22 protein-coding genes are annotated in these 24,927 nt (G+C 69.0%); 3 read left to right on the forward strand and 19 right to left on the reverse strand.

Annotation, left to right across the window (positions count from 1 at the left end):
• The 11 genes from VNE60_03465 to VNE60_03515 all read right to left on the reverse strand — a co-directional run bounded on the left by VNE60_03465 (position 1) and on the right by VNE60_03515 (position 12,137).
• Entirely contained in the window at positions 1-666 is a 666-nt protein-coding gene (locus tag VNE60_03465) for a PilN domain-containing protein (GenBank protein HVB30567.1), read from the reverse strand.
• Between the two features lie 97 nt (positions 667-763).
• Positions 764-1,807: a type IV pilus assembly protein PilM gene (gene pilM, locus VNE60_03470; protein ID HVB30568.1), complete on the reverse strand. Its 1,044-nt coding sequence runs from the start codon at positions 1,805-1,807 to the stop codon at positions 764-766.
• Positions 1,808-2,113: 306 nt separating this feature from the next.
• Complete coding sequence (locus tag VNE60_03475) at positions 2,114-3,127, reverse strand: hypothetical protein (GenBank protein HVB30569.1); 1,014 nt, start codon at positions 3,125-3,127, stop codon at positions 2,114-2,116.
• A complete protein-coding gene (locus VNE60_03480; protein ID HVB30570.1) occupies positions 3,114-3,950 on the reverse strand; it encodes a hypothetical protein in 837 nt (278 codons plus the stop codon). The genes VNE60_03475 and VNE60_03480 overlap by 14 nt, the downstream gene beginning before the upstream one ends.
• Positions 3,951-3,953: 3 nt before the next feature.
• Positions 3,954-4,349, reverse strand: coding sequence for a prepilin-type N-terminal cleavage/methylation domain-containing protein (locus VNE60_03485; protein HVB30571.1), 396 nt, complete (start codon positions 4,347-4,349; stop codon positions 3,954-3,956).
• Positions 4,350-4,481: 132 nt separating this feature from the next.
• Positions 4,482-4,865, reverse strand: a complete 384-nt coding sequence (locus tag VNE60_03490; GenBank protein HVB30572.1) for a prepilin-type N-terminal cleavage/methylation domain-containing protein — start codon at positions 4,863-4,865, stop codon at positions 4,482-4,484.
• A 106-nt stretch (positions 4,866-4,971) separates the two neighbouring features.
• Complete coding sequence (locus tag VNE60_03495) at positions 4,972-6,708, reverse strand: hypothetical protein (GenBank protein ID HVB30573.1); 1,737 nt, start codon at positions 6,706-6,708, stop codon at positions 4,972-4,974.
• The gene (locus tag VNE60_03500) at positions 6,705-7,493 is read right to left on the reverse strand and encodes a glycosyltransferase family 2 protein (protein ID HVB30574.1); all 789 of its coding nucleotides are present in this window, start codon (positions 7,491-7,493) and stop codon (positions 6,705-6,707) included. The genes VNE60_03495 and VNE60_03500 overlap by 4 nt, the downstream gene beginning before the upstream one ends.
• The gene (locus VNE60_03505) at positions 7,490-9,097 is read right to left on the reverse strand and encodes a hypothetical protein (GenBank protein HVB30575.1); all 1,608 of its coding nucleotides are present in this window, start codon (positions 9,095-9,097) and stop codon (positions 7,490-7,492) included. Before VNE60_03505 ends, VNE60_03500 begins: the two co-directional genes overlap by 4 nt.
• A complete protein-coding gene (locus VNE60_03510; GenBank protein ID HVB30576.1) occupies positions 9,094-10,476 on the reverse strand; it encodes a sigma-54 dependent transcriptional regulator in 1,383 nt (460 codons plus the stop codon). Before VNE60_03510 ends, VNE60_03505 begins: the two co-directional genes overlap by 4 nt.
• A complete protein-coding gene (locus tag VNE60_03515; GenBank protein ID HVB30577.1) occupies positions 10,473-12,137 on the reverse strand; it encodes an ATP-binding protein in 1,665 nt (554 codons plus the stop codon). Before VNE60_03515 ends, VNE60_03510 begins: the two co-directional genes overlap by 4 nt.
• A 166-nt stretch (positions 12,138-12,303) precedes the next feature.
• Between VNE60_03515 and VNE60_03520 the strand changes: the two genes are divergently transcribed.
• Entirely contained in the window at positions 12,304-13,125 is an 822-nt protein-coding gene (locus VNE60_03520) for a hemolysin family protein (protein ID HVB30578.1), read from the forward strand.
• Positions 13,109-13,540, forward strand: coding sequence for an alternative ribosome rescue aminoacyl-tRNA hydrolase ArfB (gene arfB, locus VNE60_03525; protein HVB30579.1), 432 nt, complete (start codon positions 13,109-13,111; stop codon positions 13,538-13,540). The genes VNE60_03520 and arfB overlap by 17 nt, the downstream gene beginning before the upstream one ends.
• Here the strand turns inward: arfB and VNE60_03530 are convergent.
• Complete coding sequence (locus VNE60_03530; GenBank protein HVB30580.1) at positions 13,537-14,109, reverse strand: hypothetical protein; 573 nt, start codon at positions 14,107-14,109, stop codon at positions 13,537-13,539. The genes arfB and VNE60_03530 overlap by 4 nt on opposite strands.
• A 346-nt stretch (positions 14,110-14,455) precedes the next feature.
• Here VNE60_03530 and VNE60_03535 point away from each other — a divergent pair, with 346 nt between their 5' ends.
• Complete coding sequence (locus VNE60_03535; GenBank protein ID HVB30581.1) at positions 14,456-17,590, forward strand: hypothetical protein; 3,135 nt, start codon at positions 14,456-14,458, stop codon at positions 17,588-17,590.
• A 67-nt stretch (positions 17,591-17,657) separates the two neighbouring features.
• On the opposite strand, the gene VNE60_03540 is transcribed toward VNE60_03535, so the two are convergent.
• The 7 genes from VNE60_03540 to VNE60_03570 all read right to left on the reverse strand — a co-directional run bounded on the left by VNE60_03540 (position 17,658) and on the right by VNE60_03570 (position 24,876).
• Positions 17,658-18,398 carry a Spy/CpxP family protein refolding chaperone gene (locus VNE60_03540; protein HVB30582.1) on the reverse strand — a complete coding sequence of 247 codons (741 nt, stop codon included), beginning with the start codon at positions 18,396-18,398 and terminating at the stop codon, positions 17,658-17,660.
• A gap of 141 nt (positions 18,399-18,539) precedes the next feature.
• A complete protein-coding gene (locus VNE60_03545) occupies positions 18,540-19,253 on the reverse strand; it encodes a molybdopterin-dependent oxidoreductase (protein ID HVB30583.1) in 714 nt (237 codons plus the stop codon).
• Complete coding sequence (locus tag VNE60_03550) at positions 19,250-19,981, reverse strand: cytochrome b/b6 domain-containing protein (GenBank protein HVB30584.1); 732 nt, start codon at positions 19,979-19,981, stop codon at positions 19,250-19,252. Before VNE60_03550 ends, VNE60_03545 begins: the two co-directional genes overlap by 4 nt.
• Positions 19,982-20,030: 49 nt before the next feature.
• Entirely contained in the window at positions 20,031-21,680 is a 1,650-nt protein-coding gene (locus VNE60_03555) for a DHA2 family efflux MFS transporter permease subunit (GenBank protein ID HVB30585.1), read from the reverse strand.
• A gap of 18 nt (positions 21,681-21,698) precedes the next feature.
• Positions 21,699-22,790, reverse strand: a complete 1,092-nt coding sequence (locus VNE60_03560; protein ID HVB30586.1) for an HlyD family secretion protein — start codon at positions 22,788-22,790, stop codon at positions 21,699-21,701.
• Positions 22,791-22,840: 50 nt separating this feature from the next.
• Positions 22,841-24,214 carry a TolC family protein gene (locus VNE60_03565; protein ID HVB30587.1) on the reverse strand — a complete coding sequence of 458 codons (1,374 nt, stop codon included), beginning with the start codon at positions 24,212-24,214 and terminating at the stop codon, positions 22,841-22,843.
• Positions 24,211-24,876 (reverse strand): TetR/AcrR family transcriptional regulator, encoded by a 666-nt coding sequence (locus VNE60_03570; GenBank protein ID HVB30588.1) that lies wholly within the window; start codon positions 24,874-24,876, stop codon positions 24,211-24,213. The genes VNE60_03565 and VNE60_03570 overlap by 4 nt, the downstream gene beginning before the upstream one ends.
• Positions 24,877-24,927: the final 51 nt, after the last annotated feature.

The following is a 24,927-nucleotide window of genomic DNA, read 5'->3' on the forward strand; positions in this document are numbered from 1 at the left end:
CTATTTCACCGAAACGTTGAGAGGCACCCGATGGATGACGCTCGAGTCCGGGCGCGTATAGAGCATCGTCAGCTGGAAGTCGGTGACCTGGACGCCGTTGTCCACCGCGACTTCCGACTTGTCGAGCGTCACGTTGCCGAGGAACGGCGAGTCTTCGAGACCCTTCATGAACCGCGTGAGCGCCTGGATGTCCACCGTCCGGCCCAGCACGCGTACGCGCACCGTATCGAGCGGAATGGTGGTGTCCAGCCTGGCGACCTTCTTGGCCTTGGGCGCTTCATCCCCGGGCGGGCGCGCGGTGACGATGTTCTGGCCCTGCGGCGTGCCCGTGTACGTGAGCCCGGTGAGCCAGGTGTACGGCGGCAGCGCCTGACTCACTTCCTCGAGCACGTGCGGCCAGACGAACCGATCGCCGTCGATGGCGCGGATGATGTTGAGCTGACGGAGCAGCGTGTCGCGCTTGGCTTCCAGGTGCACGCGTTCGTTGAGCACCGAGGCGTAGCGCGTGGAGTCGGCCAGTCCGAGCTGCTCGGCATTGGTGAGTTGCGACTCCTGGCGGCTCTGGTACACATACATGGCCCCGACGGCCGCCAGCGACACGACGCCGCAGACCACGGCGGCCGCGAGCCACCGATCCTTGATGCGATCCGAAAATCCCGACGTCAACGACGCGAAGTCGACCCGCGGCGCACCGCCGCGTCTCGATTTCTTGCGAGCGCCTGGGAGAAGATTGATTTCGATCATGAGGCGTGACGCATGGGGGCTATGCGACCTTCCGCAGCGCCAGCCCGATGGGAAGCATCAGGAGCGGTGCGATTTCGTCAGTGACGAGCGAGTCCAGCGCCCCGTCACGCACCTTCAGCGATGCCAACGGGTTGGCCTGCTCCACGGCGAGCTTCAGTCGGTTGGCCAGCATGCCGGTGAGCCCCGGAATCCGGGACCCGCCGCCACAGGTGTAGACGGCCCGCACCGAACTTGCCGTGCGCGAGTTGGAGGCGAGAAACGCCACCGCCCGCTCGATGCCCAACGCGATCTCCTCGCCGCGGCCCTCGAGAATCACGTCGAGGTGCGGCGAGCGGTCGAATCCCTGCAACAGCGCCTGCGAGTCGTCGGCGCTCAGGCCGCGCTCGCGCTGTAGATCCTCGCGGAACCGCCGCGTCCCCACCGCCAGGTCGCGGGTGAGAATCGGCACGCCGTCCTCGAGGATGTTGATGTTCGTGACTTCATGCCCCACGTTCACCAGCGCCACCACCCCCGTCATCGCGTCGGGATGGTTGAGCTCGAACGCGTTGTGCAGCGCGAACGCATCCACGTCCACGATGCCGGCCTCGAGCCCCGCGTCGGTCAGCACGCGCAGCTTGGATTCCACCAACTCGCGCTTGGCCGCCACCAGCAACACGCTCATCTCCAACCCGTCGCCGTCAGGATCGAGGATCTGGAAGTCCAGCTCCACCGATTCCATATCGAAGGGCACGTGCTGCTCGGCTTCCCAGCGCATCAACTCGCGCGCCTGCTGCTCCTTCACGCGCTCGATCTGGATCTTCTTGATGATCACGTCGCGCCCGCCCACGGCCGTCACCACCTGCTTGGCTTTGACGCCCGCCGCCAGCATCGCCGACTGGATCGCCTCGGCGACGATGCCGGGATCCATCACCTCGCCCTCGACGATGGCGTCGACGAGCAGCGGCGCCGTGGCAACCTTCACCAGTTCCGGCTCGCCCTTCGAGTGATCGATCACCGCGACTTTGATCAGGCCCGATCCGATATCCAGGCCGATTGTCGTCTTGCTCCGACCAAGGAATGCCATGGGGAAGGTCTGGGTCGTGCCGCACTCACCACGCGGGGCCCGTGCCCCAAGTGCAGGTGAGCGTCGGCGTCTGAAGAAAACGGCGGGGAATCCCGCCGTATTCCGTGGAAGGTCAACGCTGCAACGGTGAGCCGTACCGGGTAGTGCCGACAGCACTTACCACACACTCGGACTGCCGATTCCGGACACCGGACGCCGCCAAACCGAACCCGGCCGGTTGCGCCTCACGGTACACGAACTACGCGCAACGAGGTAACACCCACAGGCCCGAAGCTCGATGCCGCCGCCAGCCGGCCACCCGGGCGGTCAGGGAGTCGGCGCCCAGCCCCGCGGAATCACCAACCGCAGCCGGCCGATTGGCCAAACGGCAGCCTCCACAGCGCACACGGAATATCGTAAGTGCAAGCCAGCATTTGGCTTAACAAGTACGCTCGACGCATCTACTGATGCCGACAGTATCAGGCCATCAACCGTGACCCCGGCCGCCGCCACCTCCAGTCCACCCACGGCCACGATCACACCGCGGTACGACACCGGTCCCGTCACCCTGAGGCGACCATCCACGATCAGGATTCCCGATCCGGATCCACCCACCAGTTCCAGATCGCCGGCCGCGTGCGCCAGCACCGCGGCCGGCGCGGCCACCGCCGCGCCGGCCCCCAATTCGAGCGTGGCGCCGCGCACGAGCCCGTCCAGGGAACTGGTCCCGAACACGAGGTAGGTGGAGTCGATGCCGGCCTCGCGCCCCTCGACGGCCATGGGCGGCGCCGTCCGCCCGGGGGGCACCATGATCCCCGGCACCGCCGCGGCCATCGACCCGCATCCGCTCGCGTCGGCCGAATCGTCGGCGCTGGTCTGGAGCACGCCGTCGGCGCGCACGTCGCCGCGGGCCACGAGCGCGGCCAGCCCCGGGAACCGCGGCGACTCGACGCGCAGAAGGTGCGTCGCGCCGGCGGCGGCGCTGTCCGCCCGATCCGTGGCCCGGATCGTGGCCAGGAAGGTGCGGCTGGACACCCGCGTGATCCAGCCGCGGGTGCGCGCACCGGCATCCACGTCGAACTCCAACGCCGGCTGCGTGGTGCCCACCGGCTGGCGCAGCCAGCGCGCCGCGTCCCATGCCTGGATCAGTTGCGCTAACGCGATGTCGGTGGCCCCCTGGAGCTGCAGCGTGCGCTGCGCCAGACGGTCGGCGGTCCACGCGATACGCGCTGCGAAGAATGCGGCTGCCACGAAACTGCCGGCCACCCCGAGCGCCACGAGCGCAAGCAGCAGCGCGATGCCGCGGCGCGCCCTGCGGGAGCGCCCGCTACGGGCGCGCATCGCGCAGCACGACGGCCAGATGCGCCGCGAACGCGCCCGGATCCGAGCGCGCCGCGATCTCCACGCCGCCAATGGACTCGGCGAGCGCGAGCGGCCGGGCGAGCGGACGGCCGGCAGCATCGAGATACGTGAACCGTAATCCGGACCGATCGGAGTTCGCGCGGTACGCGCTCAGCGGACCGGCCACCGGCTGGATGCCGGCAAAACGCGACGCGTCGGCGTTCCACTCGCGCAGCCCCAGATACCAGAGGCCGTCGCCGCTCAGATACAGGCTGAATCGGGTACGGCGGGCGACCCGGACCGCAACCAGCGCCGAGCCGGCCATCGGGAGCGGCGCGTCGAGCGCCAGGACGAGCCCGTCGCCACGCGCCACGAACAGGCACGCCGCGCCGCCGCTGACGACGCGCGTGACGGTGCGCTCCACCCAGCGTTCGGGGGCGCCGCGCTCGTCGAGCGCGAACAGGCGATCGCCGGCGCGGGGCGGCGTGACGAACGACGCGAGCGCCGGGCCGTCGGCAACGGCATCGCCGGCCACGCGAAGCTCGGCACCCTGCATGCAGGCCACCGCCGTCCCGACGAACGCCTGCGCCTCGACGGCCGAGTCGGACGCCGCCTGAGGCGCGATGTCGCCCCCAGCGATCGGCGCCAACTGCGCGGCGAGCACGTCGAGTGTCTGGCGCGCCGCCCACGCCTGCTGCCGCGACGCCTGGAGCGCGCGCTGCCAGCGCTCGAGCGAAGCGGCGCGACGCGCGAGCAACGCGAGCACCAGGCCGAGTAGGCACAGCGTGACCGCCATCTCGATGGCCGTGACGCCGCGCCGCATGATCTAGCAGACCAGGGCGGCGCGCAGCACGAACGCGGCCTGCGGCGCCCGCGCGTCGTACGTCACGCTGTCGTACAGCAGGCGGGCGGTGGCACCCAGGCGGGCCACCGCCCAGTGTTCGACCAGGCCGGGCGCCGGCGATGCGGTGCCGGTGGCGGCATCGGGACAGCCCTGCGCCCGGAGGAGCGCAATGCGCGTGGCGGCGGCCGCAGCCGCGGCGGCCCGCCGGTTGGCCGTGGCGTGCAGCCGGACGAGCAGGGCGGCGTTCCCGGCCATGGCCAGCAGCGCACCGTCGAACAGCACGAGTGCCACGAGCAACTCGACGAGCGTGAATCCGCGCCGGAGTCGGCGGCGATGGGAACGGGAACGGGCGTGAACGCATACGGAGGCAGGCCGCATGCCGCATGATGGGCGGGCAAAGGGCCGCACCCGTAACCGGATTCACCCGCAACGTGCGAAACCAGTGCCACAATGCAAGAGGGGCCGGACGCATGCGCGTCCGGTCCCTTTCAAGCGTACCGAGCCAGGCGCTCAGTTACAGACCGGCTCGCCCTCGCCCGCCGTGGTCACGAGCGGGTTGGCCGTGTTCACCGCGATGGCGCAGGTGTGGCCCGACAGCTGGCTGTGGGTGACGGTAGCCGACCAGTAGCCGGCGCCCACCACGACGGCCGGCGTGTTCACGCCCGTCGACTGCTTGAAGTTGATGGCGCTCAGGTTCGTGGAGTACTTGGACGAATCCGAGAAGAAGGCCTCTTCCGCCGTCACCATGTTGCGGAGGTCCGACTTCATGGCCGTGACGTACGCCTTGGACTTAGTGTTCGCGAACTTGGGGATCGCGATCGCGGCCAGAATGCCGATGATCACGACGACGATCAGAAGCTCGATGAGCGTGAAGCCCTTGCGATTCTGCAGCATGGTCTGCCTCAGGTGTGGTGTGTTCAGGGGGGGGATCGCGAATCTCAACGATTCCTTAATGGCAATGCCGATGCCAGGTTCTGAAACCCCACTAAGACGCTCTGTATCAACGAGTTGTATTTACTGCCTGCCCCTTGGCTCCAACGGGCCGTGGTGTGTTCTGCAACGACCGCCGCAATTCGCCAGAATCGGGTTTGGCGGTCTTTCGGGCGGCTTCCGCTGCCAGCGCGCTGTCGCTCCGCACGATGATCCGGTGGAGCTCGGTGATCGGACCGTGATGCTTGAGCGCCTGCAGGGCGATGACCTTGGCGGAGTCGTACTTGCTCTCCATGTACAGGCAGTCGGCCCATTGCGGCCGGGCGACGACGATATTGCTGTCCACGGCCACGGCCCACCGATACAACTCGATGGCGGGCTTGCAGATGCCCCAGGCGCGATAGTTCTCGGCGAAGCTGAACGCCATGAACGGATCGAACTGGAAGAGCTGCATCCCGCGGTGGTATTCGGCCTCGCCGTCGCGCATGCGCTTGTTCTGCATGTACCAGGCGCCCAGCATGAAGTGGGCGCGGTAGCTGTCGGGCGCGTCCTTGACGGCGGTCTTGAAGAGGATGTCGTCATCGTGCCACACGCGCTGGCGCTCGGCGCTGCGCCACGCGCCGATGCCGATGAGCCCGGCGGTGACCACGGCGCCGGTCAGGGCCAGCCGCCGCGCCGAGAGCCATTCGTACACCAGCGGAATGAGCGATCCCACGAAGATGGCCACGCCCACGCTGGGAAAGAGCAGCGTGCGCTCGGCGATGAGGAACCCGGCCGGCACGACGATGTTGCTCACCGGCGACATGGCGACGATGAGCCAGCCGAGGCCGAAGCTGGCGGCGGGGATCCGCTTGCGGAGCGCGAACGTGAGACCGATCACGCCGATCATGAGCAGAAAGCCGGGCAGTTGCGTGATGCTCACGCCCTGGGCGATCTCGATGTACGGCGGCGCGTACTCGGTGGTCAGGTGCGCGGGCCAGAGGAAGAGGCGTCCCCATTGCGGCGCCACGCCGATCATCGTGAGGATGCGATTGGTGTTGGAGAGGTGGAGTCCCTGGAAGGGCACGAACGGATGGAACCCCTCGAAGCTGCCGGGCAGCACCACGCCCCGCGCCCACAGGAACGCGAGGGCGACGGCCGTGAGGCCGAGTACGAACGGGCGCATGGCCACCAGGCGGTCCCAGAGCGGGCGCGGATCGCGCACCACCGTCATCTCGGCCACGACCACCAGCGCCACCAGCGTGATGCCGTGCTCCTTGAACAGCATGGCGGCCGCGTAGCAGGCGGCGATCGCGATCATGCGGCCCACGGAGAGCGGCCCGAACTGGCGACCGTACACGTAGAGCCCCATGGCCACGGTGAGCAGGAGCCCCACGGTGAGTTCCGACTGGCCGACGATGTTGCCTACGGCCTCGACGTGCAGCGGGTCGACGGCGAACAGCGCGGCGGCGATCCACGCCGGCACGGTGGGCAGCACGCCCGAGAGCACCCAGTACACCGCGACGCACATGGCGATGTAGAGCCCGACGTTCGTGGCGTGGAAGATGGCGGGGGATCCGTGCCCCAGCACCCACTGCACGGCGAAGCCGAGGATGGTGAGCGGACGGTAGCCGTCGCCGCCCCACGCCTTGGACCAGTACGAGTCGGCGAAGAAGTGCCACCAGTGCGCCAGCGAGTGCAGGCGATCGTCCCGTTGGATGACGTAGACGTCGTCGTAGGCGAACTGGTTGGCCAGCGACGTGAACGAGGCGAGGAACGAGAGCAGACCGATGCTCGCGGCGAGCATCCACCAGGTGCGGCGTTTCATTCGAACAGGTTGTATTTGAGGATGTGCCAGAACGCGGCGACGCCGTCCTTCCAGTTGATCTTCTTGCCTTCGGCGTAGGTGCGGCCGGAATAGCTGATCGGCACTTCGAAGATGCGGGCCTTGGCATGGGCGAGGCGGGCGGTGACTTCGGGCTCGAACCCGAACCGGTTGGCGGTGAGCCGCAGCGAGCGCGCCAGGTCACCGCGCATGGCTTTGTAGCAGGTCTCCATGTCGGTGAGGTTGAGGTTGGTGAGCATGTTGCTGAACGTGGTGAGCATGCGGTTGCCCACGGAGTGCCAGTAGTACAGCACGCGGTGGGGGCCGCCGAGGAACCGCGAGCCGAACGACGCGTCGGCGCGCCCGTCGATGATCGGGGCGAGCAGCACCGGCCAATCGGACGGGTGGTATTCGAGGTCGGCGTCCTGCACGATCACCACGTGCCCGGTGCTGGCGGCGAGCGCGGTGCGGATGGCGGCGCCCTTACCCATGTTGTGCGGCTGCAGGATCAGCCGGTCGATGCGGCCTTCCGCGTGCAGCTGCTGGAGCCGTTCGCGGGTGCCGTCGGTGGAGTAGTCGTCCACGCAGACGATCTCCTTGGGCAGGGGCGTGGCGTGCACCCGGTCGAGGATCGTCTCGATGGTGTTCAGTTCGTTGTACACGGGGATGAGCACCGACAGGCGCCAGGCATTCATGTCGAGCGGCGTGAGCGGCGTTCGGCGGGCGGCGGGGCTCAGCCCTCCCGGGACGCGGGATCCGGTGGGCACGTCGGGGACGGACATCGTCATCTCGGGATCGGGGAATAGACCAGTCCGCCGGGAAAGCTGTCCCGCAGGGCAAGCTCGGGCGGGTGTTGCGCGACCAGCGTCTGCGCGATGTCGCGCTGATCGGACGTCGTCACCACGACGTCGTCAATGGCGTACGCCGCCAGGATCGCCCGCAGCATGCCGGCGCCCTCGGTGATCGTGGGCGGGTGCGAGAAATCCGTGGCGCTGAACGAGTAGAACGGGACCGCAGGGTGGCCGGTGTACAGGTAGATCGCCGCATCGTCCTCGGCGGATAGCGTCGCGGTGGGCGTGGCGTATTCCTTCACTCCCAAGACCACGGCACGCAGCGTTGCGCCACGCTGGCGCGGAATATTGGCCCACCAGCTGCCGCGATACCCCTTCACGGTATACACCGTGTACCCCATGGCCGGCAGCGCGGCCACCGCGAGGACGCAGGCGCGCAGCACCCGCGCCCCGCGCCCTGCGGGGCACCACCGCCAGAGGGCCACGACGCCGAGCAGGGGCAGGGCGAGCAGCAGCGGCCAGATGCCCCACAGAAACCGCGCCGGCGCGTACGGCCACACCAGCACAATCGCGACATAGAACCCGAGAAAGAGCGCGCTCACGCGGGCCGCGCGCCACATGCGCCATGCGCCGGCGGCGGCGAGCGCGAGCAGGGCGCCGAGCGCCAGGGGCACGACGGCGCGCGGCGCCGATGGGGCCGCCAGCGTGGCGAGCAACGCGGCCACCTGGCCCACGGTGCCGCGCACGGTCCCGGCCACGAACGCGGCACCGCCAAGGCGCCAGCCGTCGGCCAGCCAGGCGCCGTACGGTCCGTAGGTGCCCCGGATGGGTGCCGGCACGGCGGTGGCGTTCATGTGCACCCACCACTGCCAGGGCAGCATGACGAGAAGGGCGGCGCTGCCCGCCAGCAGTGCGTCGCGCACGCGGCGGCGCGCGAGCAGGGCCATCACCACGGCCGCCACCAGCGCCAGGCCAAGCCCGCGCACGAGGGTGAGCGCGCCCGCGAGCAGTCCGGCGAACGCGGCCAGGCGCGCATCAGCGGCGGCGGGGCCGCGTCCGTCCACCGCCCGTTCGGCCACGAGCAGCACCGGCACGAGCAGCGCCAGGAAGAGGGGCTCCGACATCACGAGCGCGCTCAGCACGAGCATCGGCACGGCGGCTGCCGAGACCACCGCGAACACGCTCGCGGCCATCGGCGAGCAGTCGAACCGCCGGCGCGCCCACTGCGCCACGCCCACGGCCACCAGGGCCACGAGCAGCGCGTTGACGAGCTTGAACAGCAGCACGTTGGCGGGAAACGTGGGCGCCATGCGCCAGAGCAGCGCGATCAGGGCCGGGTAGCCCGGCGGGAAGTGCGTGGCCGCGGGCGCGCCGGGAAGATTCAGATACCGGTATCCCTGCCCCGTGGCGAGCGCCTTGCCGAGCACCACGTACACCGCTTCGTCGGGCACCGCGCCCACCGGAAACGGGTTGACGGCGCGCGCCGCCAGCACGAGCACGATCACCGGCGCCAGCCAGCCAGTGAGGCGCACCAGCCCCGCCGGCCAGCCGAGCGCCGCGGACGCAGGCGACGGTTCCACCTCCTCGGCCCCCGCGGTCACACCTCGACCCCGTACCGGGAGAGCTTCCGATAGAGCGTGGACGGATCGATGCCCAGGGCCTCGGCGGCGCGCGACTTGTTGCCGCCTTCCGTCTGGAGCACCCACATGATGTACGCCCGCTCCACGGCCTCGAGCGTGGGATTGGCCGGCGTGCGCGACGCCACCAGCGGCTCGGCGTTGCGTTGCGTGACCCGCTCGGGCAACCCGCTCACGCCGATCGTCTCGCCGGTGGTGAGGATGGCGGCGCGCTCCAGCGCGTTCTCCAACTCGCGCACGTTGCCGGGCCAGGCGTACCCCTGCGCCACCTCGAGGGCATCGGCGTCGAGATGCTTGGGCGCCTCGCCGCGAGCCTGCGCGATGCGCTGCAGGAAGTGATCCACGAGCAGTGGGATGTCGTCCCGGCGCTGGCGCAGCGGCGGCAGATGGAAGAGGATCACGTTGAGCCGGTAGTACAGGTCGCTGCGGAACCGCCCCACCTTGATCTCCTCCTCGAGATCGCGATTGGTGGCGGCGATCAGCCGCACATCGATCGGCTCGGCGTCGGTGGCGCCCACGGGGATCACCTCGCGGTGCTGCAGCACGCGCAGCAGCTTGACCTGCGTGGCCGGCGTGGTCTCGCCGATCTCGTCGAGAAAGAACGTGCCCCGGGCGGCGGCGGCGAACAGCCCCGACTTGTCCTTCACGGCGCCCGTGAACGATCCCTTCACGTGGCCGAACAGTTCGCTCTCGAGCAGGCTCTCGGGCAACGCCCCGCAGTTGATGGACAGGAACGGCCCGCCGGTGCGCGTGGACAGCTCATGGATGTACCGCGCCACGACTTCCTTGCCCGTGCCCGACTCGCCCTGGATCAACACCGTGCTCTCGGTGGGCGCCACCGTCTCGGCCAACTGCAGCACTTCGATCCACGGCTTGCTGTTGCCCACCGGGCGGTCACCATGATGGCGATCGCGTCGCTTGATCTCCTGCTTGAGCGACTTGTTCTCCACGCGCAGCTGCCGGTGCTCGGCGGCGCGCTTGAGGATGGCGATCAACTCGTCGTTGCGGAACGGCTTCTGGATGTAATAGAAGGCGCCCTCGTTCACCGCCTGCATGGCCGACTGCAGCGTGGCCTGGGCCGTCATCAGGATCACGGGCACGTCGGGGTCGTTCTGCCGCGCCGCGGCGAGGATCTCGACGCCGGTGGCCCCGGGCATGCGGATGTCGGTGAGGACGATGTCCGGCGACATCGCGGCCAGCATCTCGAGGCCCTTGTTGCCGCCGAGCGCGAGGTGCGGTTCGAATCCCTCGTGGCGCAGCAGGATGCGCAGCGACTCGAGGATGCCGGCTTCGTCGTCCACGACGAGGACGTTGGGGGGATGCTCCACGACTCTGGTGCTCACGCGGTGTCTCCGGAAGCGGTCTGGGTGCGCGGCAGGATCACGGTGAACGTGGTGCCGCGCGGCCCGCTGTCGAGGAACACCATGCCGCGATGCGCCTCGATCGCCCGGTGCACGACGGCCAGACCGAGGCCGCTCCCGCCGGGCTTGGTGGTGAAGAAGGGATCGAACAGGCGGTCGCGGATCTCGAGCGGAATGCCCGGTCCCTCGTCGCTCACCCGCACCGATACGCTGCCCGCCTCGTAGCGCACGCCCAGCGGGAGCTGGTCGGGACTCATCGCCGTCGCCTCGATCTTCACCACGCCCCCCTCGGGCGAGGCCTGAATGGCGTTCAGCAGCAGATTGAAGATCGCGCGGTGCAGGAGATCCTCGTCGCCTTGCACCGACAGGTCGTCGTCCTCGGGCACCACGCACACCACGCGGTTGCGCCCCTGTTCCTCGGGATGGGCTTCGGCCAGCCGCGCCGCGCCGCGCACCATGTCGGCCAGCTTCACGTCGCCGGTGCGCGCCACGCGCACGCGCGCGAAGTCCAGGAACTCGGTGAGCAGGCGGGACAGGCGGTCGGACTCGCGCAGCACGAGCCGGCTGAGCGTCTGCCCGTCCTCCGATTCCTGCGGCATGCCGGCCAGCTGCTCCACGGCGCTCCGGATGGACGCCAGCGGATTCTTGATCTCGTGGGCCAGCGACGCGCTCAGTTCGGCAACGCCTTCGAGGCGTTCGGCGCGCAGGCGCAGCGTCTCGAGGCGCTTCTGGTCGGAGATGTCCTGGAAGATCGCCGTCGCCGTGCGATCGGTGCGCAGCCCGTCGCCTTCGGTATAGGTGGTGGTCACGCCGATCGGGAACCGCTTGGACGCCGTGGTCACGATTCCTTCGGCCCGCGTGGTGCGGATGCGGTCGGCCACCGACCGTCGCAGTGCCTGAGCCAACTCGGGGGCCGCGGCCGCGATGCGGTCGAGCACTGGCTCGCCCAGCGCCGTGTCGAAGGGCACGCCGAGCAGCCCCTGCGCCTTGGGGTTGGCGTACAGCAGGTGGCCGCTCGAATCGATGGTCAACACGCCGCTCTGGATGTTCCGCAGGATGTCGGCGGCCTGCAATCGCGCGTGCTCCAGGGCCGCGACCAGGATCTCCTTGCCCTCGCCGGCCTTCTGCAGTTGCGAGGCGAGAATGGCGCTGCCCACCGAGACCGCGGCGAACACGCCCAACTGCGCCCACACGATGCCGCTGTGCATGACCACGTTCACGCCGAACACCGTGTCGGCAAAGAACAGCACGATGCCCAGGGCCGCCACGAGCAGCCCGCCGCCCACCGGGAGCATGAGCGTGGCCGCGGCGATGACCAGGATGTACAGGGCCGAGAACTGTGAGACGCCGCCCGATTCACCCACCCCGGGCGTCACGTGCACCACCACCGTCACCAACAGCAGATCGATGATGCTCTGGACGTAGAGAAACGTTTTGCCGAGCGGCTTTCGGTATATTTCGCTGTACACGAACGACGCTAGCGTGAAGACGGTGACCAGCGCGAAGGTGACCGTGACCACCGTGAGCTTGCTGGCATCCGTTTCCTGCGTGGCCCAGTTCACCACGCCGGCGATGAAGATCGCGCTGGCCACCGAGAACCGAACCAGATAGACCCACCGCAGCAGATAGCGTGGGTCGAGCATGGCCTGGAGCGGCGCGGGTTCAACTCTGGATGGGGAGCGCACAGGAGTTTGGTTCATTGCAAAGTGCAAGGAATTCCGTTTTGGAACAACTCTGGCATTCTGCTATAGCCTTGGACGATCCTCTGGTACAGAAGTTTCCCCCACCGCCAGGCTGGCGAGCCCGCCCGTGAGACCCGCCTTCCTCCGCTCGATGTTCCAACGGATGGACCGCTGGATTCGGGGCATGTTCGGGATCCCGGACGCCCCCGTGAGCCCCCGCGACGGCGATTCGGCCACCGACGCCGGCGCCAAGATGCTGGCCGGCGTGCTCCAGTTCCGCGACCAGCGCGTGCGCGAGGTGATGCGCCCCCGCACCGAGGTCACCGCGCTGCGGCTCACCGCCACCGAGGAGGAGGTGCACGACGTCCTCCGGCGCGAGCGGTACTCGCGATACCCGGTCTACGCCGAGTCGCTGGACGACATCGTGGGCGTGTTTCTGGCCAAGGACCTGTGGCTGCACGAAACCGGCACGTCCTTCTCGCTGGCGCGCTACCTGCGCGAGACGCTGTTCGTGCCCGACACCCGCCCGGCCCAGCGCGTGCTCGACGATCTGCGCAAGACGCGCGCCCACATCGCCGTGGTACTCGACGAGTACGGCGGCACGGCGGGCATCGTGACCCTCGAAGACCTGGTGGAACAGGTCATCGGCGACATCAACGACGAACACGACGTGGCCACGCGCTCGGCCATCGAGACCGACGGCGTGCTGGAGTTGGCGGGCTCGCTGTCGCTGCAGCACGTGCGAGGCGAACACCAGCTGCCCATTCCCGATGGCGATTGGCAGACGATCGGCGGGTACACGTTCGCGCGGCTGGGGCGCGTGCCGCGCGTGGGCGACCGGGCGCCGTATCCGGGCGGTGAATTGGAGGTGGTGGCGATGGACGGGCGCCGCGTGGCGGCGCTGCGGGTGCACCCCGACGCCGAGGGCGACGATGCCGGAACGGACTGACCTCTCCGTGAACGCGTCGGTGGCCATTCCGCGGCACGAGCTGGAGGTGCGCGCGTCGCGGGCCGGCGGCGCGGGCGGGCAACACGTGAATACCTCGTCCACGCGCGTCGCGGTGGAGTGGAACGTGGCGCGGTCGCGCGCCATCACCGACGATCAGCGGGCGCGGTTGCTGACGGCGCTCGCCTCGCGCCTGACCACGGACGGGACGCTACGCGTGGTGGCCAGCGAGCGCCGGAGCCAGGCGCAGAATCGGGAGGCAGCCGAAGAGCGGCTGGCGGGCGTGGTGCGCCGCGCGCTGGTGGTGCCCAGGAAGCGGCGGCCCACGCGTCCTACGCGGGCATCGGTGGAGCGGCGGCTGGAGGCCAAGCGCCATCGCGGCAAGCGCAAACGTGACCGGCGCGACGACGTGGACTAGGCGGGGCGGTCGTCGCTCACGTGCCGGGCTTTCAGATCGGCGATCGCCTGCCGCAGTTGGGGCGCGACGCGTGAGCCGGGATACCGATCGACCAAGCGCCGCAGCTCCACGAGCGCCCGCGAGGGGGTGCCGAGCGCCCCGAGGTAGAGGTCGGCGAGGCGGTTGCCCACGTACATATCGTCGCCGGATGAGAGGCCGGGAAGGCGCTGCACTTCGTGGAAAAGCTCGGCGGCGCGGGCGGGGTTGGCGGCGAGTGTGGCGTACAGTTCCGCGGCGCGGATGCGCACCGGGATGCCGAGCGGATCGGCCGCGATGCGTCGCTCGAACGATGCGAGCGCCAGGGGCAGCTGGCCTTTCATCACCAGTGCCTGTTCGGCGGAGAACTGCTCCTGGTACGGCGTGCTGGCTCCGCTCGGATTCAGGTAGAACCTGGCCACGGCCACGCCCGGTCCGATGAGGGCGAGCGAGAGCGCTGTGAGCCCCACCCATGCGAGCAGGACGCAGAGCGGCACGAAAACAACGGGCGGGAGGCCGGTCGGGTTGTGATTGGCCGCCACCGGAATGAACATCAGGGCCCCGAGCGCGCTCCAGCCAGCGGCCTTGAGGATCAACCAGGCGTCTGGCCCGTGCCGGTCGGACAGGGTGGGCCGGTACGGATGGGGTGCTCGGGGCGGTACCGAATGTTCGGAATTTCGCATGGGGGTGGCGGAGGGGGCGGCCGCGGGTTGTACGTTCGTCGGGCGGCGGCATCCGGGCAATCCCCGCCCGCTCGGGCACCTTGAGGGAAGTTCGGCGTACCACATTTTTGTTCCACCGGTGCCCCTTGCCCCGGCGCGCGGCGTCCGGTATTCAGCAGGGGATCATGCACAGCACGGCGATGACGTCCACATCAAGCGGTTCGACCGCGGGGCTTCAATGATTCGTTCGCTCACGCGTCCGGTGGTCCTCGGCCTCGCGCTGGTCGCGCTGGGCGGGGTCCAGAGCGCCTCTGCCCAGTACTTCGGCCGGAACAAGGTCCAGTACGACAATTTCAACTTCAGGGTGCTCAAGACCCCGCACTTCGACATCTATTACTATCCCGCGGAGTCGCTGGCCACGCACGATCTGGGGCGGATGGCGGAGCGCTGGTACACGCGCCACTCCGAGACCTTCTCCCACCAGTTCGACCGCAAGTCGATCGTGCTGTATGCCGATCACTCGGACTTCGAGCAGACCAACGTGGTGCAGGACTCCCCGGACCAGGGCGAGCAGGGCGTGACGGAGGGGATGCGCACCCGGGTGGTGATGCCGTTCCAGGGGAGCTACTTCGACAACGACCACGTGATCGGCCACGAGCTGGTGCACGTGTTCCAGTACGACATCGCGGAGAACGGGGACGTGAACGGCCTGGCGCGGATGAGCACGCTGCCCGGCTGGCTCATCGAGGGCATGGCCGAGTACTTCTCGCTGGGCCGGAACAGCGAGTTGACGGCGATGTGGATGCGCGACGCGGTGGAGCGCGACTCGTTCCCCACCATCAAGCAGTTGAACACCGACCCAAGGTACTTCCCGTACCGGTACGGCCAGGCCCTGTGGGCGTACGTGGCCGGCCGTTGGGGTGAGCGGGCGGTGGTGGACGTGTACCGCACGTCGCTGCGGCTGGGTCTGGACAACGCGATCACGCGCGTGTTGGGCGAGACGCCCGATTCGCTGGGCAAGGACTGGGCCGACGCCAACAAGGCGCTGTATACGTCGCAGCTCGTGGGGCGCACCAAGCCGCAGGACGCCGGGCAGCCGGTGCTGCAGACGGGGCGCAAGAGCGGGGACATGAACGTGTCGCCCGTGATCAGCCCGGACGGCCAGTACGTGGCGTTCTTCTCGTCGCGCGGGCTGTTCAGCATCGACCTGTACGTGGCCGACGCGAAGACGGGGCGGATCATCAAGAAGCTGGCGGCGCCGTCCAGCGATCCGCACTTCGACGCCCTGAACTTCATCAATTCCAGCGGCGCCTGGTCGCCCGACGGCAAGCAGTTCGCGTTCATCGTGGATGAGAACGGCAAGAACGACATCGCCATTCTCAACGTGGAGAATTCGCAGATCGCGCGCCGGATCTCGATCACCGACGTGGGCGCGGTGACGGGCATCTCGTGGTCGCCCGACGGCAAGCAGATGGCGCTGTCGGGCATGCAGGGCGGCATCAGCGACATCTACGTGCTCGACCTGGCCACCGAGAAGGTGCGGCAGCTGACCAATGATCGCTACGCCGACTTCATGCCGGAGTTCTCTCCCGACGGCCAGACGATCGCGTTCTCCAGCGACCGCGGTCCGCAGACCAGTTTCCAGAATCTGACGTACTCGCCGCTGCAGTTGGCGACGATCAGCGTGAACGGCGGACCGGTGACGGTGTACGCGCCGTTCCCGAACGCCAAGGAGATCAATCCGCAGTACACGCCCGACGGGCAGCATCTGCTGTTCGTGTCCAACCAGGACGGGTTCAGCGACGTGTACCGGCTCACGCTCGCCACGGGCGCGGTGACGCGCGTGACCAAGGTGGCCACCGGCGTGAGCGGCATCACCGAGGAGTCGCCGGCGATCACGGTGTCGCCCACCACGGGCCGGCTGCTGTTCACGGTGTTCCAGGGCCAGGGCTATGCGGTGTACGGGCTGGACGCCGACGCCACCAAGGGACTGCCGGTGCAGCCGACGTCGGCGGTGAACGTGGCCAGCATCCTGCCGCCGGGCGACCTGCCGGGCAGCAACACGGTGACGGCGTATCTCAACGATCCGCTCAATGGCCTGCCGTCGGGCAACGCATTCACCACCCATCCGTATCACTCGTCGTTCTCGCTCGACGCCATCAGCCAGCCGAGCATCGGCGTGCAGACGGGCGGCTATTTCGGCACCGGCGTGGCCGGCGGCATCGCGGCGCTGTGGGGCGATCAATTGAGCGACCGCCAGATCACCACCGTGTTGCAGGCCAACGGCACCGTCAAGGACATCGGCGGCGCGGTGTACTACCAGAATCTGAAGCACCGGTGGAACTGGGCAGTGGGCGTGGAGCACGTCCCGTATCTCACCGGCTACACGGGCCTCTCCGACACCGTGGCGGCCGGCGGCATCCCCGCGCTCAACTACTATCAGATTCTGCAGCGCATCTACATCGACCAGGTGTCGTTCAACACGCAGTATCCGTTCTCGACCACGCGCCGCGTGGAGCTGGGCGTGTCGGGCACGCGGCTGAGCTACGATCAGGAGATCGACCGGTTCACGTTGGTGGGCAATCAGGTGGTGGACGAAGCGCGGACCACCGGCGTGGGATACCCGTCCAGTTCCTACGCGCAGGCCGACATCGCGCTCGTGGAAGACAACTCGTATTCGGCGTACACCGGGCCCGTGTCGGGCGACCGCTGGCGGCTGGAATTCAACCCCACGGTCGGACAGCTGAATTTCCAGGGGTTGTTGGCCGACTACCGGCGGTATTTCTTCATGCAGCCATTCACGCTCGCCATGCGCGGCATGCACTACGGCCGGTACGGACGAGACGCCGAGGCCTACGGCACCGGGCAGATCTATCCGCTGTACCTGGGCGAGGAAACGTTGATCCGCGGGTACGGATACGGGTCGTACGGCGTGAACGAGTGCGTGGCCAATGGAGCGTCCAACGCGTGCCCGGTGTTCGACCGCCTGCTGGGCAGTCGAGTGGACGTGTTCAATCTCGAGTTCCGCATTCCGCTGTTCGGTTCGCAGCAGTTCGGGCTGTTTCCCACCTCGTTCCTGCCGGTGGAGATCGCGCCGTTCTTCGACGGCGGCATCGCCTATTCGGCGTCGCAGCCGCCCGACTGGCGGATTGCGACCACGGCCAACAACATCCCGGCGAGCTGCTCGAGCCCGGCCGCGCAGGCCACCAGCCAGTTCGTGAACTGCGTGGATCACATTCCGGTATTCAGTACGGGGATCACGGCCCGCGTGAACGTGCTCGGCTACCTGATTCTGGAGACGTACATCGCGCATCCGTTCCAGCGCCCGGGCAAGGGCTGGGTGGTGGGCGTGCAGATGGCGCCGGGTTGGTAGGCTGATGCACGAAGGGCTCGCGGAAACGCGAGCCCTTCGTGGTCCCACCCCCGTCTATCCCGTCCGGTCAGCCGCCCGTGGGCGGCGCGGGCGGCGGTACCTTGGTGGAGTCGCGGCGCTGGGGCCCGAATCCACCGCGGGCACCTGGCGGACCGAAGCCGCGCTGCTGCGACGGGCCCATGCCGCCCGGGCCCATCCTGCCGGGCCCCATCATGCCCGGACCACCGCGCTGGTTCCACCGCGCGCCCGGCCCGAATTCCCCGCGGCCCGGCCCGAAGCCGCCGCGGTGCGGCATGAACGCGCGCATCATGGCCTGGTGGCGAAAGCGCATGCGCTCCTGCCGCATGGCGCGGCCCGCCATGGCCACGCGCTGGCCAACGCGCGTCCGGTTGGCGTCGAACTGCTTCTGCTGATCGGCCGTGAGCACGCCGCGCACGCTCTGCTGGAGCTGGCCGCGGTACGCGATGGCCCGATTGCGATCGCCCTCGATCTTCTGGCGCGCGGCGCGGAGCGCGATCGTGTCGCCCTGCTCGCGCGCCGTACGCAGCGCCTCGCGGTCGGCCTGCGCCGACTTGCCCAGCGTCTGCATCTGCGCGCGGTTGCCGTCGCGCAGCTTCTGCATCTGCGCTTTCTGCGCGTCGGTGAGCGTGATCCCGCGGAACAGCTGGCGGGTGATCATCGCTCCCATGCGCCCGCCCCTTCCCTGGCCCTGCATGGGCCCCATCGGGCCGGGGCGCTGGGCGGCGGCCACCGCCGCCACTCCGCAGACCAGCGCCGCACCGGCGATCATCGCATTGAACTTTCGCATACATCCCCCTGGTTCCCGTGCCGCACATTGTCGCGCGGCGTTCGTGAAGGGAGACGCCGGCGTGAGCAAAGCGTTAAGGCACGCGCGGGAGCGCGGGGCGGAGCGAGCCGCAAGTCGGCAACGGGAGAAACATCCGGCGGCTCACGTGCCGCCGTACCACTCGTAGCCCTGATCACTCCAATACCCACCATTCCGCTCGGCCATGAACTGCACGCGGACCAGGTACTTGGTGTTCTTGTACCCGAGCTTGACGGGGGAATGCACGCGGGCGGGCGCCCCGTGCGCCGGCGCGAGGAGCTTGCCGTCCATGCCGTACGCGATGAGGGTCTGCGGGTGCATGGCGCTGGCCAGATCCCAACTCTCATGGTAGTCGTCGTCGAACGACGCGAAGTCCACGTACCTGGCGTCGGGATGCACGCCGACGAGCTTGGCGATCTCCGAGACGCGCGTGCCGGTCCACTCGGCCACGGCCGTCCACCCTTCCACGCAGTAATGATTCACGCGCTGCGTGACGCGCGGCAGGCGGAGCAGATCGTCGTGCGACAGCGTGAGCGGGCGGTCCACGAGTCCGCCGATCTCCAGCGTCCAGGGGCCGCGCGTCTTCTCGTCCCAGACGGGAACGTCGTCCGAGATGTAGTACTCGGGAAATGCGGCGCCGGCCAGCGCGGCGCCGCGCGGCGCGCGGTCCATGGACGTATGCCGGAACAGCCAGCGCTCCACCGTCTCGTTCCTGCGCTCGGCGAACCGGAGCAGCGGCTGGGCGGCGTGGGGGCCCTGCGAATCGCACGCGGCGAAGAACGCCGCGGTGAGCGACGCGCCGGTGAGCTGCAGGAAACGGCGGCGGTCGATGGTCATTCCGCCTCCGGCGGCAGCGCCGCGGGCGCGGCGGCGGGCGGCCGCTTCCACCAGAAGGGGCGCGCGTTGCGCGCTTCGGGCGATCGGTCGCGGTTGTAGCCGCCGGTGGTCATCGCGCGGAGCGCGTACGGATCGACGGCGAACACCATGAAGACGTGCGCCAGCGACAGCACGACGAGCGCGACCATGGCCAGGAAGTGCCAGTAGCGCGCCCACACATAACCGCCGAGGATGCTGGTGAGCCAGCCCAGTTCGACCGGCTTCCAGATGGCGATGCCCGACACCACGGCCGCGATGCCGAACAGCGGAAGGGCGAAGTACGTGGCGCGCTGCAGCGCGTTGTGCTTGCCCTGCCGCGGATGGTCCGGGCGCGCGAAGACGTAGAACCGGGCCATCTCCCAGGCGTCGCGCAGCTGGCCGCGGCGCGGCACGAGGTCGCGCCACTCGCCGTGCAGATAGATGAACCCGAGGTACACGAGCCCGTTGAGCGCGAGCAGCCACATCATGGCGAAGTGCCAATTCCTGGCGCCGGCCAGCCAGCCGCCGAAGGTGAGCCCCACGGGGATGATCTTGCCCGCGAACGGGTAGCAGCAGAACGTCTCGCCCTTGCGCGCGAACGCGGGATACGCGTCGAAGATGCGCAGGCCGCTGGCCACCATGATGGTGAGCGCAAACGCATTCACCCAATGCGTGACGCGCACGATCCAGTGATGTCGTGGTTCCGGCATGGGCATCACATTATCCCATCCGGGGTTGCCCGTCGAGGGGCCTGCGCGATCAGTGCATGGAGCGCACCGTGGTGCGCGCCTTGCCGGTATGGAAGAAGAAGAGCAGCGGCAGCGACGACAGGAGCAGCGCGCCGCTCAGGAGGTAGATCTTGGAGAACGCGAGCACGCTGGCCTGCGCCGTGATCTGGTAGTCGAGGATGGCGAGCGCCTGCTGATGGGCCACGAGCGGCGCCGCGCCCCGGGCGATCATCGCCTGGGTGAGGGCGTGGAGCCGGCCGAGCGACTGCGGGTCCATGGTCGTCACATGCTCCGTGACGCCGGCCTTGGCGATCGTCGTGAATCGCGTGAGCAGCGTGGCCATGATCGCGATGCCCAGCGATCCGCCCAGTTGGCGCGTGAGGTTGAACATGCCCGTGCCCTGCGCCAGGTCCCGGGTGGCGAGTTCGGCCATCGTGGCGTTGGTGAGGGGCACGAAGATCAGGCCAAGTCCCACACCGCGCCACACGAGGGGCCAGAACAGATCGCCGCGCCCGGCGTCGAGCGTGAGCGTGGAGAGCTGCCACATCGAGAGGAAGAAGAACAGCGCGCCGATCGTGACCGTGGCGCGCGCGTCCAGCCAGTTGGCGTTGCGTCCCACCCAGGCCATGGTGATCGCCGACGCGATGGCGCCGGGCAGGATGACCAGGCCCGTCTGGTTGGCCGTGAACCCGTGCAACTGCTGGAGAAACACGGGGAGCACGAACACCGACCCGAACAGCGCCAGTCCCAGGAATGCGGCGATGCTCACGCCGGCGGCCAGCTGCCGGCTCTTGAGCACGCGCAGGTTGATGACCGGTTCCTTGGCCGTGAGTTCGCGCCAGATGAGCAACACGAACGAGGTCACGGAGACCACGCACAGCACGGTCACGAACCGGGAATCGAACCAGTCGTAGCGCTCGCCGCGCTCCAGCATCCACTGCAGCGAGCCGACGCAGGTGGCGAGCAGCGCGATGCCCGGGATGTCGATGCTCGTGGCGCGCGCCTGGTGGGCGGCGTCGTGGACGTACGTGTACACCATGAACCCGGCCAGAATGCCGAGTGGGACGTTGATGTAGAAGATCCAGGGCCAGTTGTAGTTGTCCACGATCCAGCCGCCGAGCGTGGGGCCGATCGTCGGGCCCACCATCACGCCCACGCCGAACATCGCCTGGCCGATGCCCACCTCCTCCGGCGGGAACGATTCGAACAGCGTGGTCTGCGCGGTGGACAGCAGCGCGCCGCCGCCCAGTCCCTGGACCACGCGCCAGAGCACGAGCCCGCCCAGCGAGGTCGCCGCGCCGCACATGAACGACGCGAACACGAACAGCGCGATGGAGCCGGTGAGGTAGCGCTTGCGGCCGAAGTACGACGACAGCCACCCCGACATCGGGATCACGATCACGTTGGCGATGATGTAGCCGGTGGACACCCACGAGATCTCGTCGAGCGTGGCGCCGAGGTTCCCCATCATGTGGGGAATGGCCACGTTCACGATCGACGTGTCGATCAGCTCCAGCACCGCCGCCAGCGTGACCGCGATGGCGATGATGTACTTGTACTTGTATGGGTCCTCGTCGCCCACGGCCTGAGACGCCGCGGCTGGCAACACGACGCGCGCCGTGCCCCGCGCGCCGGCGATGATGCGCGCGCCGTCGTCGACCGTTCCGGTCGAATCCTTCATCGGGTGGTGCCTCGGCTGCTATTGCGTGACGACGTGCGCCACCACGGACATGCCGGGGCGCAGCGGATGATCGGGACCGCAGCCGCGCGTGACGGCGATGCGAACCGGCACGCGCTGCACGACCTTGGTGAAGTTTCCGGTGGCGTTGTCGGGCGGCAGCAGGGCGAACTTGGCGCCCGTGGCCGCGCTCAGGCTCTCGACCTTGCCCTTGACGTCGCATCCCGGATACGCATCGACGTCGATGTCCACCGGCTGGCCCACCAGGATGTCGGAGAGCTGTGTCTCCTTGAAGTTGGCGGTGACCCAGACGCCGGTGTCGGCGACGATCGTGAGCAGCGGCTGGCCGGGCTGGACGAGTTGTCCGATCTCCACCTGCTTGCGCGAGACGAGTCCCGCCATGGGCGCGGTGACGCGTGTGTACGACAGCTGCAGCTTGGCGTTCTCCACCGCGGCCTGCGCCGCCGCCAACCGCGCCTGCGCCAGCCTGACCCCGGCCTGCGCGGCCGTGATGTTCGACCCCGCCGCGCTCTGCTGGCGTTGCAGCGCCTGCAGCGTGGCCGCGGCCGCGTCGGCCGCCGCCTGCGCGGCGTCGAGCTGCTGCTTGGACACGATCTGCTTGGCCACGAGTTCCCGGGCCCGGGCCAGATCGGCGTTGGCCTTGGTGAGGTTGGCCCGGGCAGCCCCGATCTGCGCCTGCAGCGACGCCCGTTGGCTGGACGCGGCCTGCACCATGGCCTGCGCCTGGCCCTCGCCCTGCGGACCCGACACGGCGGCGCGCGCCGCGGCCAGGTCGGCCTCGGCCTGCGCCAAGCGCGCCTGATACTCGGCCGGGTCGATCTGCACGAGCAGCGAATCGCCGGCCACGTGGACGTTCTCGTCGATCGTGAGCCGCTGCACGTAGCCGCCGACCTTGGCGAGGACGGGCGTCATGTCGCCGTCCACCTGCGCGTCGTCGGTGGACTCGTGGACGCGGGCGTAGCGCCACGCATTGAACGCCCACCCGAGCCCGGCCAGCGCGGCTACGATGAGGATGGGAATGAGGATGCGCCGCCGGGAGCTGCCGGCGGTCGGTGTCGCGTCGAGATCGGAGGTATTCGGTGAGGTGGCCATGGTCGGTACTTATGAGAGTTTCGTGGTGGTGACGGCGATCGGGACGCGGGCTACTGGATCGAGGTGGTGCGGCCTTCGGCGCGCGCGAGCGCGACGCGGGCGGCCTGGTACGACGTCTCGGCGTCGATGAGCTGCGTGCGGGCGGCGTTGAGCGACAGCGACGCGGTGATGACGTCGGCGTTGCCGGCCACGCCGGCGCGGAAGCGGTCGCGGGCCTGCGCCACTTCCTGCTCGGCCAGGCGCAACCGTTCGCGCGTCGCATCCACGACCTGGCGGGCCGACGAGAGGTCGAGCACCGCGCTGCGCACGTCGACCATCACCTGCTGGCGCAGGTCGCGCTCGCGCACTTCGAGGTCGCGCATGTTGGCCTGCTGCTCGCTCACGCGGCTGTCGCGGCGCATGCCGTCGAAGATCGGGACCGAGAGCTGGATGCCCCACGTGTACGTGGCGAGCATGTGGCTGAGCCGCATGCCGATCGTGCCGTCGTCGCCGAACGCCGCCACCGTGGGCAGCCGTTCCGACTGGATGGCGCGCACCTGCAGGCGCTCGGCGGCGAGCTGCTGTTCCAGCGCCCGGATGTCGGGGCGGGCGCGGAGCGCCGCCTCCACCGCCGCCTGCGGGTCGGCGGCATCGGGCACGTCGGGCAGCGAGCCGAGCGAGTCGGTGAGCACGAGCGGCGTGTCGAGCGACAGATTCACGGCGCGCGCCAGGTTGAGGCGCGACCGCGCCTGGTCGTTGCGCGCCGAGATGAGCTGCGCCCTGACGCCCACCAACTGCGACTCGGCCCGGGTGACGTCGAGGGCCACGCCCACGCCGGCCGACAGCTGATCGCGCGCGATGCCGAGCAGATCCACGGCCAGCGACGAATCGGCGAGTCGCGCCGAGAGCTGCGCGTCGGCGCGCAGCGCCTGCAGATACGCCATCGCGGCCTGGGTGGCGGCCTGCTCGGCGGCAGCGCTCTCGTTCACGCGCACGGCGGACGCGCTGGCCTGCGCCGCGCGATAGTGCTCGAACGCGCCGGCGTCGAACAGGGTCTGCGAGATGCGGCCGCGCAGATCGAGGGTGGTCACCGGCCCGATCACCTGCCCGAGCGGATCGAGCAGCGGCGGCTGGCCGGGCGCCGTGGGGAAGTTGAAGCCGAACGTCGCCGAGTTCACCGTGTGCCCCGACTCGAGGGCCGACGCCGAGAAGTTGGGCAGCAGACTGGAGCGCTGCTGGTCCACGCGGGCCCGCGCCGCCGCCGTCTGCAGCGTGGCGCTGGCCACGAGGGCGCTCTGCCGGGCCGCCATGCGCACGGCGTCGCCCAGCGAGAGCCGCTGGGGCGCGAGCTGCTGCGCGCCGGCCGCGGCCGGCAGCAGGAGCAGGGCGGCGAGCAACGGGCGCGCGGTACGCGCGCGCGCGCGAGAGGGAAGGATGACGTTCATGAGGGTGAATCCGTGGCCGCCGCATCGGACGCGGGGCGAATGGCGTTGAGGTAGAACTGCTTGATCTCGTCGAGCAGCTGCTGGTCCGACTTGCCGCCGATCGAGTCGCACAGCACCGGCTGGTGGCGCCAGTTGCCGTAGGTGACGAAGAGGGCGATGAGCATGCGGGCGGCCATGCCCGGATCCATGCGGCGGAATTCGCCGCGCTCCATGCCGCGCTCGAGAATCGACCGCAGGAGCGCGCGTCCGCGACTGAACACCTGGCGGCCGTAGAAGTCGGCAAGGTCGGGAAAAGCGTGAAGCTCGGCGTTCACCCAGCGGTGGAGCGGCGGAAAGGCGGCGGAGCACATGAAGCGCCATTGGGCGTCCATGAACGAGTGCAGATCCTCGAGGGCCGTCTTGCCGGCGATGCGCCGTTCGAGTTCGTCGATCGCGTCGCCCACGGTATGGAGGACGACTTCGCGGAACAGCTCTTCCTTGCTCTGGAAGTAGAGGTAGATGGTGCCCTTGGAGACGCCGGCGCGCTTGGCGATGTCGTCGAGCCGCGCGTCGGCGAGTCCGTGCTCGGCAAAGGTGGCGAACGCGGCATCGAGGATCTGCCGCGGCCGCTCTTCGGGGAGCCGGCGCCACTTGGGTTCGTGCGCGAGTTCTGGTTGAACCATCGTGTCCTCCAATGCCTTACACGTAACGGCTAACCGACGAGTCGGTCATTT

It is taken from the genome of Gemmatimonadaceae bacterium (assembly GCA_035533755.1).
GTDB lineage: Bacteria > Gemmatimonadota > Gemmatimonadetes > Gemmatimonadales > Gemmatimonadaceae > JAGWRI01.

Bases quoted from the DNA above. Each gene is read 5' to 3' on its own strand.
- VNE60_03540 (HVB30582.1), bottom strand. From the start codon at position 18,398: ATGCGAAAGTTCAATGCGATGATCGCCGGTGCGGCGCTGGTCTGCGGA.
- VNE60_03545 (HVB30583.1), bottom strand. From the start codon at position 19,253: ATGACCATCGACCGCCGCCGTTTCCTGCAGCTCACCGGCGCGTCGCTC.
- VNE60_03485 (HVB30571.1), bottom strand. From the start codon at position 4,349: ATGCGGCCTGCCTCCGTATGCGTTCACGCCCGTTCCCGTTCCCATCGC.
- VNE60_03555 (HVB30585.1), bottom strand. From the start codon at position 21,680: ATGAAGGATTCGACCGGAACGGTCGACGACGGCGCGCGCATCATCGCC.
- VNE60_03475 (HVB30569.1), bottom strand. From the start codon at position 3,127: ATGCGCGCCCGTAGCGGGCGCTCCCGCAGGGCGCGCCGCGGCATCGCG.
- VNE60_03495 (HVB30573.1), bottom strand. From the start codon at position 6,708: ATGAAACGCCGCACCTGGTGGATGCTCGCCGCGAGCATCGGTCTGCTC.
- arfB (HVB30579.1), top strand. From the start codon at position 13,109: ATGCCGGAACGGACTGACCTCTCCGTGAACGCGTCGGTGGCCATTCCG.
- VNE60_03550 (HVB30584.1), bottom strand. From the start codon at position 19,981: ATGCCGGAACCACGACATCACTGGATCGTGCGCGTCACGCATTGGGTG.
- pilM (HVB30568.1), bottom strand. From the start codon at position 1,807: ATGGCATTCCTTGGTCGGAGCAAGACGACAATCGGCCTGGATATCGGA.
- VNE60_03530 (HVB30580.1), bottom strand. From the start codon at position 14,109: ATGTTCATTCCGGTGGCGGCCAATCACAACCCGACCGGCCTCCCGCCC.
- VNE60_03535 (HVB30581.1), top strand. From the start codon at position 14,456: ATGATTCGTTCGCTCACGCGTCCGGTGGTCCTCGGCCTCGCGCTGGTC.
- VNE60_03500 (HVB30574.1), bottom strand. From the start codon at position 7,493: ATGACGATGTCCGTCCCCGACGTGCCCACCGGATCCCGCGTCCCGGGA.
- VNE60_03565 (HVB30587.1), bottom strand. From the start codon at position 24,214: ATGAACGTCATCCTTCCCTCTCGCGCGCGCGCGCGTACCGCGCGCCCG.
- VNE60_03480 (HVB30570.1), bottom strand. From the start codon at position 3,950: ATGCGGCGCGGCGTCACGGCCATCGAGATGGCGGTCACGCTGTGCCTA.
- VNE60_03560 (HVB30586.1), bottom strand. From the start codon at position 22,790: ATGGCCACCTCACCGAATACCTCCGATCTCGACGCGACACCGACCGCC.
- VNE60_03570 (HVB30588.1), bottom strand. From the start codon at position 24,876: ATGGTTCAACCAGAACTCGCGCACGAACCCAAGTGGCGCCGGCTCCCC.
- VNE60_03515 (HVB30577.1), bottom strand. From the start codon at position 12,137: ATGCTCGACCCACGCTATCTGCTGCGGTGGGTCTATCTGGTTCGGTTC.
- VNE60_03490 (HVB30572.1), bottom strand. From the start codon at position 4,865: ATGCTGCAGAATCGCAAGGGCTTCACGCTCATCGAGCTTCTGATCGTC.